Source organism: Enterobacter cloacae complex sp. 2015409 (genome assembly GCF_041365315.1).
In the GTDB taxonomy this organism is placed as follows: domain Bacteria; phylum Pseudomonadota; class Gammaproteobacteria; order Enterobacterales; family Enterobacteriaceae; genus Enterobacter; species Enterobacter pseudoroggenkampii.
This window is the reverse complement of the sequence record NZ_JBFTVM010000005.1, coordinates 1-15,799: the sequence shown is the minus strand read 5'-3', so window position 1 is coordinate 15,799 and position 15,799 is coordinate 1. Positions and strand designations below refer to the sequence as shown.

Below are 15,799 nucleotides of genomic sequence, written 5' to 3'. Positions count from 1 at the left end.
GGCGCGCCCGCTGCGCCCGCGCGGGAGCCTGCATCCTGAAAAATAATAAACATCGCACCAGTGCTAAAACTTTTTTTACTACAGGTGATTTATGACTTACGTAATTGTTCATGCTCTTGCACCGATTTTCGTCATCATGCTGCTGGGATTCTGGGCCGGTAAGGCAAAGATGGTCGATAACAAAAACGTTTCCCTGCTCAATATATTCGTCATGGATTTTGCACTGCCTGCCGCGCTGTTTAGCGCCACCGTGCAAACGCCGTGGACCGGCATCGTGGCGCAGTCGCCGCTGATTCTGGTTCTCACTCTGGCGATGTGGATCACCTATGCGGCCATCTACTTCCTCGCCACGAAAGTCTTTAAGAAATCCCCGCAGGACGCGGCCGTGCTGACCCTGACGGTAGCTTTACCGAACTATGCAGCGCTTGGCCTGCCGATTCTGGGCAGCGTGCTGGGTGAAGGTTCGTCCACGTCGCTTTCCGTTGCGGTCTCTATTGCCTGCGGTTCGGTGCTGATGACCCCGTTCTGCCTGCTGATTCTGGAGCGTGAGAAAGCACGCGCCGAGGGGAATAACTCGGGCTCGACGCTCTCCATGCTGCCGGTGCTGATGTGGCGCTCCATTAAAAAACCGATCGTGATGGGCCCGCTGCTGGGCGTGATTCTTTCCGCCATTGGGATCAAAATGCCGGAACTGGTTCTTGCAGCGATTAAACCGCTGGGGCTGTCCGCCACCGCTGCCGCGCTGTTCCTGACCGGGGTGATCCTCTCTGCCCGTAAGCTGCAGATCAACACCATGGTGATTACGTCAACCATCGCCAAGCTGCTGATTCAGCCAGCGATTGCCTGGGGTATTGTGCTGATCTTCGGCCTGCATGGCTCCGTGGCGATCACCGCTATCCTGATGATTGCACTTTCTGCGGGCTTCTTCGGCGTGGTGTTCGGTAACCGCTTTGGCGTGCAGTCGCCGGATGCTGAAGCCGTGCTGCTGTTAAGCTCCGTCCTGTGTATCCTGTCGCTGCCGCTGTTTATCTCGCTGACTTCAGGAATGTAATCATGACCACAACATTACGCCCGCACGACCTCATCTGGCTTACCGCGCGCGACGCGCTGGAAGGCATCACCGAATCCTGGGTGGAGGCGGCCTGGCATACCGGCCTGCCGGTGGTGGTGCGGCGTGATGTTGACAGTGAAGGCCGGATCCCCGTTGGCGTGCGCGGACTGCGCCGCGACCAGCGGGCGGCCGGGTGGGTGAAGCCGGAAAACGTGTTACGCGTGGTTTCACCGGAAGACCTGAGCGTTGCGGCCGATCTGCTGCGCTCGCCGTTTGTTACCCAGCCACCCGTTCAGGTGGCGCTGCAGCTTTCTCAGCAGGCGTGGCCGTGGACGTGGGGCATTACCGGCAGCACCGGCTACGCGCTGGCGACCGGTATTCCGGTTATTCATGCCGACAGCGATCTTGATCTGCTGATCCGCGCCCCGCACGCCGTTTCCCCTGATGCGTTTGCTGGCTGGCAGTCTCAGCTTAGCCGGGCGCTGTGTCGGGCGGATACGCAGGTGGATACCCCCGAGGGTGGCTTTGCGCTGGCAGAGTGGCTGCGCGACGGCAAAACGCTGCTGAAAACCTGCCGTGGACCGCGCCTGGTGGCGGATCCGTGGCGCAGGGAGGAGTGATGAAAATAGTGTTTACCTTTCCGGGACAGGGCACGCAGCACGAAGGTATGCTGCAAAACCTGCCGGGAACGGAACTGGCTCAGGCGCATGAGGTGCTTGGCGCCGAAGTGGATACGCTGGATAGCGCAGACGCATTAACCCACACCCGCGCGGTTCAGCTTTGCCTGCTGATTTCAGGCGTGGCCTGGGGGCGCGAGCTGGAGCGTCGCGGCGTGACGCCGGATATCGTCAGCGGGCTGTCCATCGGCGCTTATCCTGCGGCGGTTGTCGCAGGCGCACTGGACTTTTCGGACGCGCTGAGGCTGGTGGCGCTGCGCGGTGATTTGATGGAACAGGCGTACCCGCACGGCTACGGCCTGACGGCCATCATGGGCTTAACCCTGCCGCACGTGGAAGACCTTATCCAGGGCACCGGAACCTACATTGCCAACCTGAACGCTGAAACGCAGATCGTAATTGCCGGAAGCGATGACGGGATGGCGCAGGCGGCGGCACGCGCGCTGGCAAAAGGGGCGAGCAAGGCCAAACGGCTGGCGGTCAGCGTGCCGTCCCACTGCGAACTGCTGGCAGTACCCGCGCAAAAGCTGGCAGCGGCGTTTGAATCGGTTACGCTTTCACGCCCACGCTGCGCCTATCTGAGCGGCAGCACCGGGCGCGTGCTGTGGCAGCCGGAAAAGATCGCCGACGATCTGGCGATGAACATGGCGCGTACGGTGCGCTGGCAGGAGGCGATGATTTCAGCGAATGAACGCGAAGCCCGGCTGGCGATTGAAATGCCGCCTGGCGGCGTACTGACCTGCCTGACGCGTCAGGCGCAGTGGGAAGGAGAGACGATTTCACTGGAGCGCAGCGGGGTGGACGTGGCGGTGCATCTGGCGAAGCGGCTTCAGCGGTGAGAATTTTGCCCGGTAGCGGCTGCGCCTTACCGGGCCTACGGGTTCGATTGCCTTGTTTTGTATCACGTACTTTCCTGCAGGCTGCGCGCATACATCCGCCCTTCGGCGGCTAATGCCCGCAGGCTCGGGTCCTGCTCGCGGTTGCGGGCAAAGACGATCGCGATCAGCTGCTGCATCTGGTACGGCTCCGCCAGCTTCAACAGCTGCACGGAATTCTCATACACTTTCTTCATCCTGCCCGGCATCAGCGTAAAACCAACGCCTGCCTGCACCAGGCTCAGCATCGAGAAGATGTCATTTACGCGCGTGACGATTTCCGGCTCGAACCCGGCGATATGAAAGGCTTCCTGAAACCCTGCATACGTGGCAAACCCTTCTGCAAGAGCGACAAATTTCTGGTCTTTGTAATCACGCAGATCCGCGGGTCCGCGGGTATTCAGCGTGGCGGAAGCCGGTGCGGCAAGGAAAATGTCGTCGTGGAACAGGGGCAGCACTTCAAGGCTGTTACGGTCAATGTCGCTTTCGGAGATGGAGATAAGAATCGCGTCCAGCGAGCCTTCATCCAGCATGTGCAGCAGGGTGTCGTTGGAGCCCATCGTCAGATCCATCTCCAGATCCGGACGGCGCAGCTTCATGCCCATGATCAGGCGCGGCACGGTTTCCAGGGTGAGCGAGTAGAGCGTCCCGACTCGCAACCGCCCCTGACCGATCCCGGCAATTTTGCGCGACTCTTCCAGCCCGCGCTCCATCACCTGCATCACCTCCTGGCAATACTCCAGCAGCGTCCAGGCTGAAGGCAGGGCAATCAGGTTGCGCCCCTTGTGGGTAAAGAGCGGGCAGCGCACGTTCTCTTCCAGGGTGTGCAGCGCGCGGTGCACGCTCACGCCGCTCAGGCCCAGAGTTTCGGCGGTACGCGCAATATTCCCTTTCTCCATAAACGTCATGAAGATGCTGAGCTTGCGGAACGTAATCTCGCTCGTGATATCGAAACTCATAGCCCTCCCGGCGTGTTATTCAGCCTGCAGCATCGCTTCCAGCTGTTCCTGTGCGTCGAGCCACGCCATCTCGCACTCTTCGAGGCTGGATTTGGTCTTCGCCTGCGTTTGCAGGCAGTCCGTCAGTTCAGCCTTGCGGCTCTGGTCATACAGACCGCTGTCGCCGAGCTTCTCTTCAACAGCGGCAAGCGTGGCGTTGAGTTTTTCCATCTCTTTTTCGAGACGGGTAATCTCTTTACGCAGCGGCTGCGTCTGGGTGCGCAGCTCCGCTTCACGACGCTTCTGGTCTTTACGCGCCTGCGCGCTGTTGGCGTTATCTTTCGCGGACTCTTCCGGCTGGTTTTCCTGCTTCTGCACGTCCGTCAGCCACTGCTGGTAGTCTTCCAGATCGCCGTCGAACGGTTCGACTTTGCCGCCGTGCACTAAATAGAGATCGTCCGTGGTGGAGCGGATCAGGTGACGGTCGTGCGAAACCACTACCAGCGCGCCTTCGAACTCAATCAGCGCTTCGGTCAGCGCCTGACGCATATCGAGATCCAGGTGGTTGGTCGGTTCATCGAGCAGCAGCAGGTTCGGTCGCTGCCAGACGATCAGCGCCAGCACCAGACGGGCCTTTTCACCGCCGGAGAAGCGCTCGGTGTTTTCCGTCACCTTATCACCCTGGAAGCCAAAGCCGCCGAGATAGTCGCGCAGCTTCTGCTCCATCTCCTGCGGCGCCAGACGCGCGAGGTGCTGAATCGGCGATTCATCCGCGCGTAAAAATTCCAGCTGATGCTGGGCGAAGTAACCCAGCTTGATGCCCTTCGCCAGGCCGATTTCACCGCTGACCGGGCTAAGCTCGCCCGCCAGCAGCTTGATCAGCGTCGATTTACCGGCACCGTTGCGCCCCAGCAGGCCAATGCGCGAACCCGGCACCAGGTTGAGCTTGATGGAGTCGAGAATAATGCGGTCGGCATAGCCCGCGCTGACCTTCTCCATCTTCAGCAGCGGGTTCGGCAGACTTTCCGGCTCGCGGAAGCTGAAGTGGAACGGGTTATCCACGTGCGCCGGGGCAATCATCTCCATGCGTTCCAGCATCTTGATGCGGCTCTGGGCCTGCTTGGCTTTTGAGGCTTTGGCCTTAAAGCGCTCCACAAAGCTCTGCAGGTGCGCCACGCGCTGCTGCTGGCTTTCGTACATGGACTGCTGCTGGGCAAGCCGCGTCGCGCGCTGGCGCTCGAAGGAGCTGTAGTTGCCGGTGTACTCGAACATCGTTTGCTGTTCGATATGAATGATTTTATCCACTACCGGGTCGAGGAAGTCGCGGTCGTGGGAGATCAGAATCAGAGTGCCCTGATAGCTCTTGAGCCACTTCTCCAGCCAAATAACCGCATCGAGATCGAGGTGGTTGGTCGGTTCATCGAGCAGCAGCAGGTCAGAGCGGCAGATCAGCGCCTGCGCCAGGTTGAGGCGCATACGCCAGCCGCCGGAGAAGTCGCTGACCGGGCGTTCCAGCTGTTCATTGCTGAAGCCCAGGCCGTGCAGCAGGCTGGCGGCGCGGGAGCGAATGGTCCACGCGTCGATAGCGTCCAGCTTGCCGTGAATGGTGGCGATGGCGTGACCGTCGTTGCGCTCGTTAGCGGCGTTAAGTTCCGCCTCGAGCTTACGGTATTCCCGGTCGCCGTCGATAACATAGTCGAGTGCCGGTTCGCTCAGTGCCGGCGTCTCCTGGTTTACCCAGGCGAGCTGCCAGTTCCCCGGGAAGGTAAAGTTACCGCCATCCGCGCTAATCTCGTTTTTCAGCAGCGCCAGCAGCGTGGATTTACCACAGCCGTTTTTGCCGACCAGGCCCACTTTTTGGCCCGGGTTGATGGTAGCAGTGGCGTTATCCAGCAGGACGCGCACGCCGCGACGAATTTGTAACGAGGAGAAAACAATCATAGAAGCGCCGTATGTTCCGACTATGTTAATTTGTCATTATGATAATGTAAGGTGTGGGCCATTTTCCGCACCGGGCCGCCATGGTAGCCCAAAACAACAACGATACACAAAAACAGAAACAAGACCGGGAGGGGAATGATGTCTCAGACAGCAAAAGTGCTGCTGCTGTATGCCCATCCGGAATCTCAGGACTCGGTGGCAAACCGGGTGCTGCTTAAGCCGGCCACACAGCTCAGCAACGTGACGGTGCACGATCTCTACGCGCACTATCCTGATTTCTTTATTGATATCCCTTACGAGCAGGAACTGCTGCGTCAGCATGACGTCATTGTGTTCCAGCATCCGCTTTACACCTACAGCTGTCCGGCGCTGCTCAAAGAGTGGCTGGACCGCGTGCTGAGCCGGGGCTTCTCCAGCGGGGTGGGGGGCAACCAGCTGGCGGGAAAGTACTGGCGTAGTGTGATCACCACCGGAGAGCCGGAAAGTGCTTACCGCCACGACGGGCTGAACCGCTATCCGATGAGCGATATTCTGCGGCCTTTCGAGCTGACGGCGGCGATGTGCCGTATGCACTGGATGAGCCCGATTATTGTCTACTGGGCCCGACGCCAGGATCCGAAAGAACTGGCCAGCCACGCCAGAGCCTATGGTGAATGGCTGGCGTCACCGATTCCGGCAGGAGGTCGTTAATGGAAGGATCGAATTTGCTTCTCGCCGGGGTGCTGTTTTTATTTGCGGCCGTCGTCGCGGTGCCGCTTGCGGCACGTATTGGTATCGGTGCGGTGTTGGGGTATCTGCTGGCGGGGATCGCGATTGGCCCTTGGGGACTGGGATTCATCAGCGATGTAGATGAGATTCTCCATTTCTCCGAACTGGGCGTGGTGTTCCTGATGTTCATCATCGGGCTGGAACTGAATCCTTCGAAATTGTGGCAACTCCGACGCTCTATCTTTGGCGTGGGCGCCGCGCAGGTGATGTTCAGCGCCGCGATCCTGGGGGGCCTGTTAATGCTGACCAACTTTTCATGGCAGGCGGCGGTGATTGGCGGGATAGGCCTTGCGATGTCGTCGACGGCGATGGCGCTGCAGCTGATGCGCGATAAAGGGATGAATCGCAACGAAGCCGGCCAGCTGGGCTTTTCGGTGCTGCTGTTCCAGGATTTGGCAGTCATCCCGGCTCTGGCGCTGGTGCCGCTGCTGGCGGGGTCCGGTGACGACCACTTCGACTGGGCGAAAATCGCCATGAAGGTGCTGGCCTTCGCGGGCATGCTGATTGGCGGTCGTTTCCTGTTACGTCCCGTATTCCGCTTTATTGCCGCGTCGGGCGTTCGCGAGGTATTTACCGCCGCGACGCTGCTGCTGGTGCTGGGGTCGGCATTGTTTATGGATGCGCTGGGGCTGTCGATGGCGCTCGGGACCTTTATCGCCGGGGTGCTGCTGGCGGAAAGTGAATACCGGCACGAGCTGGAAATTGCCATCGATCCCTTTAAAGGGCTGCTGTTAGGCCTGTTCTTTATTTCGGTGGGGATGGCGCTCAACCTTGGCGTGCTCTATACCCATCTGCTGTGGGTTGTGGTGAGCGTGGCCATCCTGGTGGCGGTGAAAACGCTGGTGCTGTACGTCATGGCGCGCATTTACGGCCTGCGCAGTTCGGAGCGCATGCAGTTTGCAAGCGTGTTGAGTCAGGGAGGCGAGTTCGCGTTTGTGCTGTTCTCTACCGCCTCCTCCCAGAAGCTGTTTAAAGACGATCAGATGGCGCTTTTGCTGGTGACGGTCACGCTGTCAATGATGACCACGCCGCTGTTGATGAAGCTGGTGGATAAACTGCTGTCGCGCCGCCTGAACCCGACAGACGATGAAGACGAAGCGCCGTGGGTGGAGGATGATAAGCCCCAGGTGATCGTGGTGGGCTTTGGCCGCTTTGGACAGGTGATCGGGCGTTTGCTGATGGCGAACAAAATGCGCATTACGGTGCTGGAGCGGGATATCAGCGCGGTCAACCTGATGCGCAAATACGGCTACAAGGTTTACTACGGCGATGCGACCCAGCTCGAGCTACTGCGCTCGGCGGGGGCAGAGGCGGCAGAGTCCATCGTCATTACCTGTAACGACCCGGAAGACACGATGAAGCTGGTGGATCTCTGCCAGCAGCATTTCCCGCATCTGCATATTCTGGCGCGTGCGCGGGGACGTGTTGAAGCTCACGAATTATTGCAGGCGGGTGTGAAACACTTCTCCCGTGAGACGTTCTCCAGCGCGCTGGAGCTGGGCCGTAAGGCGCTGGTCTCGCTTGGCATGCATCCGCATCAGGCGCAGCGTGCCCAGATGCACTTCCGCCGGCTGGATATGCGGATGCTGCGCGAGCTGATGCCGGTACATACCGATACGGCGCAGATCTCCCGCGTGCGGGAAGCGCGTCGCGAGCTGGAGGAGATCTTCCAGCGCGAGATGCAGCAGGAACGACGCCAGCTCGATGGCTGGGATGAATTTGAATAAAGGGTAACGAAAGATGGCTGTACGTAAACGCTTTATCGCGGGTGCAAAATGCCCGACCTGCCAGGCGCAAGATACCCTGGCGATGTGGCGGGAAAATAATATTGATGTTGTTGAGTGTGTTAAGTGCGGTCACCAGATGCGTGAGGCCGACAAAGAGGCCCGCGATCACGTTCGCAAAGAAGAGCAAGTTATCGGGATTTTTCATCCGGACTAGCGATATGCCCTGAGTTTTTTTAAGCTAAAGGGTACACAGGTGCAGATTTCCGCTACAATCTGCGCCAGCAATTTTCCCACGCTCAGGAGATATCATGAAAGTAGCAAAAGACCTGGTGGTCAGCCTGGCCTATCAGGTACGTACAGAAGACGGTGTGTTGGTTGATGAGTCTCCGGTGAGTGCGCCGCTTGACTACCTGCATGGTCACGGTTCCCTGATTTCCGGCCTGGAAAACGCGCTGGAAGGTCATGAAGTTGGCGACAAATTTGACGTTGCTGTAGGCGCGAACGACGCTTACGGTCAGTATGACGACAACCTGGTTCAGCGCGTTCCTAAAGACGTGTTCATGGGCGTTGACGAACTGCAGGTTGGCATGCGCTTCCTGGCTGAAACCGACCAGGGCCCGGTTCCTGTTGAAATCACCGAAGTGGAAGATGACCACGTCGTGGTTGACGGTAACCACATGCTGGCTGGCCAGAACCTGAAGTTCAACGTAGAAGTTGTTGCGATCCGTGAAGCGACCGAAGAAGAGCTGGCTCATGGCCACGTTCACGGTGCGCACGGTCACGACCATGACCACGATCACGGCCACGACGGCTGCTGCGGTGGTCACGGCCACGACCATGGTCACGACCACGATCACGGTAAAGGTGGTTGCGGTAACGGCGGCTGCGGTTGCCACTAATTCCGTCATGCGGAAAATAAAAAAGCGGGATAATCCCGCTTTTTTTACGCCTCAATAATGAGGAGGTGGCGTCTCTTCTGACTGAGAGGCAATGTTTGACGGCTGCGTGGCCTTCAGCTTTTCCGTCAGCAGGCGCATATGATCCCGCAGTTTTGCCATTTCGAGCTCATGTGCGGTCACGGTCTGGTTTAGCTCTTCGATGGTGATGTCCTGAAAAGCCAGGCGGCTTTCCAGCTCAGCCATTCTCGCTTCTAATGCTGTATCCTTCATCATTCACCTCGTTTATTTCAGATTCGCCATATTGGTCCTGCGGCGGCGCAGTTTAACTGAGTTTATCCTTAAGTACAGTCCGCATCCCCTTGGCAGGAAACTTATTTAAACAAAAATAGTCTGAAAAGTGGCGAGAATTGGAAGTGTCTGTCTGTAGATTTCTTCCGCAACGTTTTATAGTACGTAACTCATTTACGTTTAACGCTGGGGTGAGAGTCCCCAGGCCCTGGAGATATGGATGAAATCACTGTTTAAAGTAACGCTGCTGGCGACGACGATGGCTGTTGCGCTGAACGCGCCGCTGTCATTCGCTGCTGATACTGCTGCGAAGCCTGCTGCCACTGCAGACAGCAAAGCGGCGTTCAAAAATGACGACCAGAAATCCGCCTACGCACTGGGCGCATCTCTGGGCCGTTACATGGAAAACTCTCTGAAAGAACAAGAGAAGCTGGGCATCAAACTGGATAAAGCTCAGCTGATCGCGGGCGTTCAGGACGCATTTGCAGATAAGAGCAAGCTGTCTGACCAGGAAATTGAACAGACTCTGCAGGCGTTTGAAGCGCGCGTGAAGGGTGCCGCGCAGACTAAGATGGACGCGGACGCTAAAGACAACGAAGCGAAAGGCAAAGCCTACCGCGATGCCTTTGCTAAAGAGAAGGGTGTGAAAACCTCTTCGACTGGCCTGGTGTACAAAGTTGAGAAAGAAGGCACCGGCGATGCGCCTAAAGACAGCGACACCGTTGTCGTGAACTACAAAGGTACGCTGATCGACGGTAAAGAGTTTGATAACTCTTACACCCGTGGCGAGCCACTCTCCTTCCGTCTGGATGGTGTGATCCCGGGCTGGACTGAAGGCCTGAAAAACATCAAGAAAGGCGGCAAGATCAAGATGGTTATTCCACCGGATCTGGCCTATGGCAAAACCGGCGTTCCGGGTATCCCTGCCAACTCTACCCTGGTCTTTGACGTAGAGCTGCTGGATATCAAACCGGCACCGAAAGCGGATGCCAAGGCAGACGCACCGGCTGACGATAAAGCCGCTGCCGCTAAGAAGTAATGCTGAAAAAAAACCGCCGCCTTTAAGGCGGCGGTTTTTTATTGTGGGGCAGGTATAATTAACACTGGAAAGCGTTAGGCACGCTGTATTAATTTAGTTGTCCGTGTAGATAATGAGCCTGCCCTGAAAACCTAACGACAGGCTCCTGAAAAGGAGTGTTTTTTTCATGTCCAGGTCGCTTTTAACCAACGAAACCAGTGAACTTGATTTACTGGATCAACGTCCTTTCGATCAGACCGACTTCGATATTCTGAAATCCTATGAAGCGGTAGTGGACGGGTTAGCGATGCTCATTGGCTCCCACTGCGAAATCGTATTGCACTCCCTGCAAGATCTGAAGTGCTCCGCCATCCGCATTGCGAATGGTGAGCATACTGGCCGTAAAATTGGTTCGCCAATTACCGACCTTGCATTGCGTATGCTGCATGACATGACCGGCGCGGACAGCAGCGTCTCCAAATGCTATTTCACCCGCGCCAAAAGTGGCGTGCTGATGAAATCTGAAACCATCGCGATTCGAAACCGCGAGCATCGTGTTATTGGGCTGCTGTGCATCAACATGAACCTTGATGTGCCATTCTCGCAAATCATGAGCACCTTTATTCCACCAGAAACGCCGGACGTTGGCTCTTCTGTTAACTTTGCCTCCTCCGTTGAAGATCTGGTGACGCAGACGCTTGAGTTTACGATTGAAGAGGTGAATGCCGATCGCAACGTCTCGAACAACGCCAAGAATCGTCAGATCGTGCTCAATCTCTATGAAAAAGGGATTTTTGATATTAAAGACGCCATCAACCAGGTGGCCGATCGTCTGAACATCTCCAAGCACACGGTCTACCTCTATATTCGTCAGTTCAAAAGCGGCGATTTCCTGGGACAAGACAAGTAATGCGTTTTGCGTTAATGGTGACAGGCCCGGCGTACGGTACTCAGCAGGCCAGCAGCGCGCTGCAGTTTGCGCATGCGCTACTGGCGGCTGGACATGAGCTGGCGAGCGTCTTCTTCTATCGGGAAGGGGTGTATAACGCGAATCAGTTTACCTCACCGGCGAGCGATGAGTTCGATCTGGTGCGCGCCTGGCAGGCATTAAACGAAAAGCAGGGCGTAGAACTGCACATCTGCGTGGCGGCGGCACTGCGCCGCGGCGTGACAGATGCAACCGAAGCCGCGCGTTCTGGTTTATCGGGTTCTAATCTGCAGCCCGGTTTTTCGTTGAGTGGTCTGGGTGCACTGGCACAGGCGGCATTAACCTGCGACAGAGTGGTGCAATTCTGATGAAGCGCGTGGCATTTGTTTTTACGTCTGCGCCGCACGGCAGCGCTTCCGGCCGCGAAGGGCTGGATGCGTTACTTGCGACGTCCGCGCTGACCGAAGATATCGGCGTCTTCTTTTTGGGGGACGGGGTGTTTCAGCTTCTGGCGGGTCAGCAGCCACAGGCCATTCTGGCGCGGGATTACATCGCGACCTTCAAAGTGTTGCCGCTGTACGACATTGAAACCCTGTATGTCTGCGCCGATTCGCTGGCCGCTCGCGGTTTGGATGATAAGACGCCTTTCGTGCTGGATGTGACAGTCCTGTCTTCTGCTGCATTGCGCGAACACCTTTCCCACTACGACACCGTTCTGACTTTCTGAGGCCGCCATGCTCCATACTCTGAGCCATTCACCGTGGCAATGTGATATCGACGCGTTACTGAGTATGCTGCGCGAAGGTGACGATCTGCTGCTGATTCAGGATGGCGTGCTTGCCGCACTGGAAGGCAGTCGTTTCGTTGAAATTCTCACGAACGCCCCCATAACAGTCTCTGCGCTGAAAGATGATCTGGATGCGCGGGGTCTTTCTGGTCAAATTTCAGCCAAAATTGACGTGGTTGGCTATACTGATTTCGTCAATCTTACTGTGACGCACGCCAGTCAAATGAACTGGTGATCTGAGATCGCTGTATATTTCTTGACACCTTTTCGACGTAGCCCTAAAATTTCGCGTCCTCATATTGTATGAGGTCGATTTATTACGTGTTTACGAAGCAAAAGCTAAAACCAGGAGCTATTTAATGGCAACAGTTAACCAGCTGGTACGCAAACCACGTGCACGCAAAGTTGCGAAAAGCAACGTGCCTGCGCTGGAAGCCTGCCCGCAGAAACGTGGCGTATGTACTCGTGTATATACCACCACTCCTAAAAAACCAAACTCCGCACTGCGTAAAGTATGCCGTGTGCGTTTGACTAACGGTTTCGAAGTGACTTCCTACATCGGTGGTGAAGGTCACAACCTGCAGGAGCACTCCGTGATCCTGATCCGTGGCGGTCGTGTTAAAGACCTTCCGGGTGTTCGTTACCACACCGTTCGTGGTGCGCTGGACTGCTCAGGTGTTAAAGACCGTAAGCAGGCTCGCTCCAAGTACGGCGTGAAGCGTCCTAAGGCTTAATGGTTCTCCGTTAAGTAAGGCCAAACTGATTTATCTTAATGTCACACTAAACTCTTTGAGTTTTGGACAATCCTGAATTAACAACGGAGTATTCCCATGCCACGTCGTCGCGTCATTGGTCAGCGTAAAATTCTTCCAGATCCGAAATTCGGATCAGAACTGCTGGCAAAATTTGTAAATATCCTGATGGTAGATGGTAAAAAATCTACTGCAGAAGCAATCGTATACAGCGCGCTTGAGACCCTGGCTCAGCGTTCTGGTAAAAATGAACTGGAAGCTTTCGAAGTCGCTCTCGACAACGTTCGCCCAACTGTAGAAGTTAAGTCCCGCCGCGTTGGTGGTTCTACTTATCAGGTTCCAGTTGAAGTTCGTCCGGTTCGTCGTAATGCCCTGGCAATGCGTTGGATCGTTGAAGCTGCTCGTAAACGCGGTGATAAATCCATGGCTCTGCGTCTGGCGAACGAACTTTCTGATGCTGCAGACAACAAAGGTACTGCAGTTAAGAAACGTGAAGACGTTCACCGTATGGCAGAAGCCAACAAGGCGTTCGCACACTACCGTTGGTAATCCCTTCGGAGTCTTAGTCACCAGGCGGGCGCTTCAGAGAAGCCGCCCGCTCTGGGTAACTTAACTGAACGCCTAAAGATATAAACGAGGAATCAAATGGCTCGTACAACACCCATCGCACGCTACCGTAACATCGGTATCAGTGCGCACATCGACGCCGGTAAAACCACTACTACCGAACGTATTCTGTTCTACACCGGTGTAAACCACAAAATCGGTGAAGTTCATGACGGCGCAGCCACCATGGACTGGATGGAACAGGAGCAGGAGCGTGGTATTACTATCACCTCCGCAGCGACTACTGCATTCTGGTCAGGTATGGCTAAGCAGTACGAACCGCATCGCGTAAACATCATCGACACCCCAGGGCACGTTGACTTCACCATCGAAGTAGAACGTTCCATGCGTGTTCTTGACGGCGCGGTAATGGTTTATTGCGCAGTTGGTGGTGTTCAGCCACAGTCTGAAACCGTATGGCGTCAGGCGAACAAATATAAAGTTCCACGCATCGCGTTCGTTAACAAAATGGACCGTATGGGTGCTAACTTCCTGAAAGTTGTTGGTCAGATCAAAACCCGTCTGGGCGCGAACCCTGTTCCGCTGCAGCTGGCAATTGGTGCTGAAGAAGGCTTCACCGGCGTTATCGACCTGGTGAAAATGAAAGCCATCAACTGGAACGATGCAGACCAGGGCGTTACCTTCGAATACGAAGATATCCCAGCTGCAATGCAGGACCTGGCTGACGAATGGCACCAGAACCTGATCGAATCCGCTGCTGAAGCTTCTGAAGAGCTGATGGAGAAATACCTGGGTGGTGAAGAACTGACTGAAGAAGAGATCAAAAAAGCTCTGCGTCAGCGCGTTCTGAACAACGAAATCATCCTGGTAACCTGTGGTTCTGCGTTCAAGAACAAAGGTGTTCAGGCGATGCTGGATGCGGTAGTTGACTACCTGCCATCCCCAGTTGACGTTCCTGCGATCAACGGCATCCTGGACGACGGTAAAGATACCCCGGCTGAGCGTCACGCAAGCGACGAAGAGCCATTCTCTGCACTGGCGTTCAAAATTGCTACCGACCCATTCGTGGGTAACCTGACCTTCTTCCGCGTTTACTCTGGTGTGGTTAACTCCGGTGACACCATCCTGAACTCCGTGAAAGCGGCGCGTGAGCGTTTTGGCCGTATCGTACAGATGCACGCTAACAAACGTGAAGAGATCAAAGAAGTTCGTGCGGGCGACATCGCTGCAGCTATCGGTCTGAAAGACGTGACCACTGGTGACACCCTGTGTGACCCGGATCACCCGATCATTCTGGAGCGTATGGAATTCCCAGAGCCGGTAATCTCCATCGCAGTTGAACCAAAAACCAAAGCTGACCAGGAAAAAATGGGTCTGGCTCTGGGCCGTCTGGCGAAAGAAGACCCATCATTCCGCGTATGGACTGATGAAGAATCTAACCAGACCATCATCGCTGGTATGGGTGAACTGCACCTGGACATCATCGTTGACCGTATGAAGCGTGAATTCAACGTTGAAGCGAACGTGGGTAAACCTCAGGTTGCTTACCGCGAAGCGATTCGCGCGAAAGTTACCGACATTGAAGGTAAACACGCTAAGCAGTCTGGTGGTCGCGGTCAGTACGGTCACGTTGTGATCGACATGTACCCACTGGAGCCGGGCTCTAACCCGAAAGGTTACGAGTTCATCAACGACATCAAAGGTGGTGTAATTCCTGGCGAATACATCCCAGCCGTTGATAAAGGCATCCAGGAACAGCTGAAAGCGGGCCCTCTGGCTGGCTATCCGGTTGTTGACATGGGTGTTCGTCTGCACTTCGGTTCTTACCACGACGTTGACTCCTCTGAACTGGCGTTTAAACTGGCTGCGTCTATTGCCTTTAAAGAAGGCTTTAAGAAAGCAAAACCAGTTCTGCTTGAGCCAATCATGAAGGTTGAAGTAGAAACTCCTGAAGAGAACACCGGTGACGTTATCGGTGACTTGAGCCGTCGTCGCGGTATGCTGCGTGGTCAGGAATCCGAAGTAACTGGCGTTAAGATCCACGCTGAAGTTCCGCTGTCTGAAATGTTCGGATATGCAACTCAGCTGCGTTCTCTGACCAAAGGTCGTGCATCATACACCATGGAATTCCTGAAGTATGATGATGCGCCTAACAACGTTGCTCAGGCCGTTATTGAAGCCCGTGGTAAGTAATCCACAGGATTAAAACCTAAGTCCCGTGCTCTCTCCACAGGGGAGAGCACTATAGTAAGGAATATAGCCGTGTCTAAAGAAAAATTTGAACGTACAAAACCGCACGTCAACGTTGGTACTATCGGCCACGTTGACCATGGTAAAACTACCCTGACTGCTGCAATCACTACCGTTCTGGCTAAAACCTACGGTGGTTCTGCTCGTGCATTCGACCAGATCGATAACGCACCAGAAGAAAAAGCACGTGGTATCACCATCAACACCTCTCACGTTGAATATGACACCCCGACTCGCCACTACGCACACGTAGACTGCCCAGGCCACGCCGACTATGTTAAAAACATGATCACCGGTGCTGCGCAGATGGACGGCGCGATCCTGGTTGTTGCT

19 protein-coding genes are annotated in these 15,799 nt (G+C 55.7%); 16 read left to right on the top strand and 3 right to left on the bottom strand.

Going from position 1 to position 15,799, the window contains the following annotated elements; genetic code table 11:
* The first annotated feature begins 91 nt into the window (after positions 1 to 91).
* Genes ACDO57_RS19480 through mdcH form a run of 3 tightly spaced genes read left to right on the top strand, consistent with a single transcriptional unit; the run spans position 92 to position 2,567 of the window.
* Positions 92 to 1,051, top strand: a complete 960-nt coding sequence (locus tag ACDO57_RS19480; protein WP_024907941.1) for an AEC family transporter — start codon at positions 92 to 94, stop codon at positions 1,049 to 1,051.
* Between the two features lie 2 nt (positions 1,052 to 1,053).
* A complete protein-coding gene (locus tag ACDO57_RS19475) occupies positions 1,054 to 1,671 on the top strand; it encodes a malonate decarboxylase holo-ACP synthase (protein ID WP_370884464.1) in 618 nt (205 codons plus the stop codon).
* Positions 1,671 to 2,567: a malonate decarboxylase subunit epsilon gene (gene mdcH, locus ACDO57_RS19470; protein WP_370884463.1), complete on the top strand. Its 897-nt coding sequence runs from the start codon at positions 1,671 to 1,673 to the stop codon at positions 2,565 to 2,567. Before ACDO57_RS19475 ends, mdcH begins: the two co-directional genes overlap by 1 nt.
* Before the next feature lie 62 nt (positions 2,568 to 2,629).
* Here mdcH and ACDO57_RS19465 read toward each other — a convergent pair whose 3' ends face one another.
* A complete protein-coding gene (locus ACDO57_RS19465; protein ID WP_148768913.1) occupies positions 2,630 to 3,562 on the bottom strand; it encodes a LysR family transcriptional regulator in 933 nt (310 codons plus the stop codon).
* A 15-nt stretch (positions 3,563 to 3,577) separates the two neighbouring features.
* On the bottom strand, positions 3,578 to 5,482 hold the full coding sequence (locus tag ACDO57_RS19460) for an ABC transporter ATP-binding protein (protein ID WP_370884462.1): 1,905 nt from the start codon (positions 5,480 to 5,482) through the stop codon (positions 3,578 to 3,580).
* A gap of 135 nt (positions 5,483 to 5,617) precedes the next feature.
* Between ACDO57_RS19460 and kefG the strand changes: the two genes are divergently transcribed.
* The 4 genes from kefG (at position 5,618) to slyD (ending at position 8,876) form a co-directional block, all read left to right on the top strand.
* Positions 5,618 to 6,172, top strand: coding sequence for a glutathione-regulated potassium-efflux system ancillary protein KefG (kefG, locus tag ACDO57_RS19455; protein ID WP_021242220.1), 555 nt, complete (start codon positions 5,618 to 5,620; stop codon positions 6,170 to 6,172).
* Complete coding sequence (gene kefB, locus ACDO57_RS19450) at positions 6,172 to 7,977, top strand: glutathione-regulated potassium-efflux system protein KefB (RefSeq protein WP_370884461.1); 1,806 nt, start codon at positions 6,172 to 6,174, stop codon at positions 7,975 to 7,977. Before kefG ends, kefB begins: the two co-directional genes overlap by 1 nt.
* A gap of 13 nt (positions 7,978 to 7,990) precedes the next feature.
* Positions 7,991 to 8,191, top strand: coding sequence for a YheV family putative zinc ribbon protein (locus ACDO57_RS19445; RefSeq protein WP_010436300.1), 201 nt, complete (start codon positions 7,991 to 7,993; stop codon positions 8,189 to 8,191).
* A 94-nt stretch (positions 8,192 to 8,285) separates the two neighbouring features.
* Positions 8,286 to 8,876: a peptidylprolyl isomerase gene (gene slyD / locus ACDO57_RS19440; RefSeq protein ID WP_024907947.1), complete on the top strand. Its 591-nt coding sequence runs from the start codon at positions 8,286 to 8,288 to the stop codon at positions 8,874 to 8,876.
* A gap of 51 nt (positions 8,877 to 8,927) precedes the next feature.
* Here the strand turns inward: slyD and ACDO57_RS19435 are convergent, their stop codons facing one another.
* Entirely contained in the window at positions 8,928 to 9,146 is a 219-nt protein-coding gene (locus ACDO57_RS19435; RefSeq protein WP_024907948.1) for a protein SlyX, read from the bottom strand.
* Positions 9,147 to 9,384: 238 nt separating this feature from the next.
* Between ACDO57_RS19435 and fkpA the strand changes: the two genes are divergently transcribed.
* The 9 genes from fkpA to ACDO57_RS19390 all read left to right on the top strand — a co-directional run.
* Complete coding sequence (gene fkpA, locus ACDO57_RS19430) at positions 9,385 to 10,203, top strand: FKBP-type peptidyl-prolyl cis-trans isomerase (RefSeq protein ID WP_008503008.1); 819 nt, start codon at positions 9,385 to 9,387, stop codon at positions 10,201 to 10,203.
* 166 nt (positions 10,204 to 10,369) lie between these two features.
* Positions 10,370 to 11,092: a transcriptional regulator gene (locus tag ACDO57_RS19425; protein WP_003861697.1), complete on the top strand. Its 723-nt coding sequence runs from the start codon at positions 10,370 to 10,372 to the stop codon at positions 11,090 to 11,092.
* On the top strand, positions 11,092 to 11,478 hold the full coding sequence (gene tusD / locus ACDO57_RS19420; RefSeq protein ID WP_048992404.1) for a sulfurtransferase complex subunit TusD: 387 nt from the start codon (positions 11,092 to 11,094) through the stop codon (positions 11,476 to 11,478). The genes ACDO57_RS19425 and tusD overlap by 1 nt, the downstream gene beginning before the upstream one ends.
* A complete protein-coding gene (gene tusC / locus ACDO57_RS19415) occupies positions 11,478 to 11,837 on the top strand; it encodes a sulfurtransferase complex subunit TusC (protein ID WP_148768916.1) in 360 nt (119 codons plus the stop codon). The genes tusD and tusC overlap by 1 nt, the downstream gene beginning before the upstream one ends.
* 7 nt (positions 11,838 to 11,844) lie before the next feature.
* Positions 11,845 to 12,132 carry a sulfurtransferase complex subunit TusB gene (gene tusB, locus ACDO57_RS19410; RefSeq protein WP_024907951.1) on the top strand — a complete coding sequence of 96 codons (288 nt, stop codon included), beginning with the start codon at positions 11,845 to 11,847 and terminating at the stop codon, positions 12,130 to 12,132.
* Between the two features lie 124 nt (positions 12,133 to 12,256).
* The gene (gene rpsL, locus ACDO57_RS19405; protein ID WP_000246815.1) at positions 12,257 to 12,631 is read left to right on the top strand and encodes a 30S ribosomal protein S12; all 375 of its coding nucleotides are present in this window, start codon (positions 12,257 to 12,259) and stop codon (positions 12,629 to 12,631) included.
* Between the two features lie 96 nt (positions 12,632 to 12,727).
* A complete protein-coding gene (gene rpsG / locus ACDO57_RS19400; RefSeq protein ID WP_004106370.1) occupies positions 12,728 to 13,198 on the top strand; it encodes a 30S ribosomal protein S7 in 471 nt (156 codons plus the stop codon).
* A 96-nt stretch (positions 13,199 to 13,294) separates the two neighbouring features.
* Positions 13,295 to 15,409: an elongation factor G gene (fusA, locus tag ACDO57_RS19395; RefSeq protein ID WP_008503004.1), complete on the top strand. Its 2,115-nt coding sequence runs from the start codon at positions 13,295 to 13,297 to the stop codon at positions 15,407 to 15,409.
* Between the two features lie 69 nt (positions 15,410 to 15,478).
* Positions 15,479 to 15,799, top strand: a 321-nt coding sequence (locus ACDO57_RS19390) for a GTP-binding protein (protein WP_040176433.1), incomplete at its 3' end; no start/stop codon positions are given.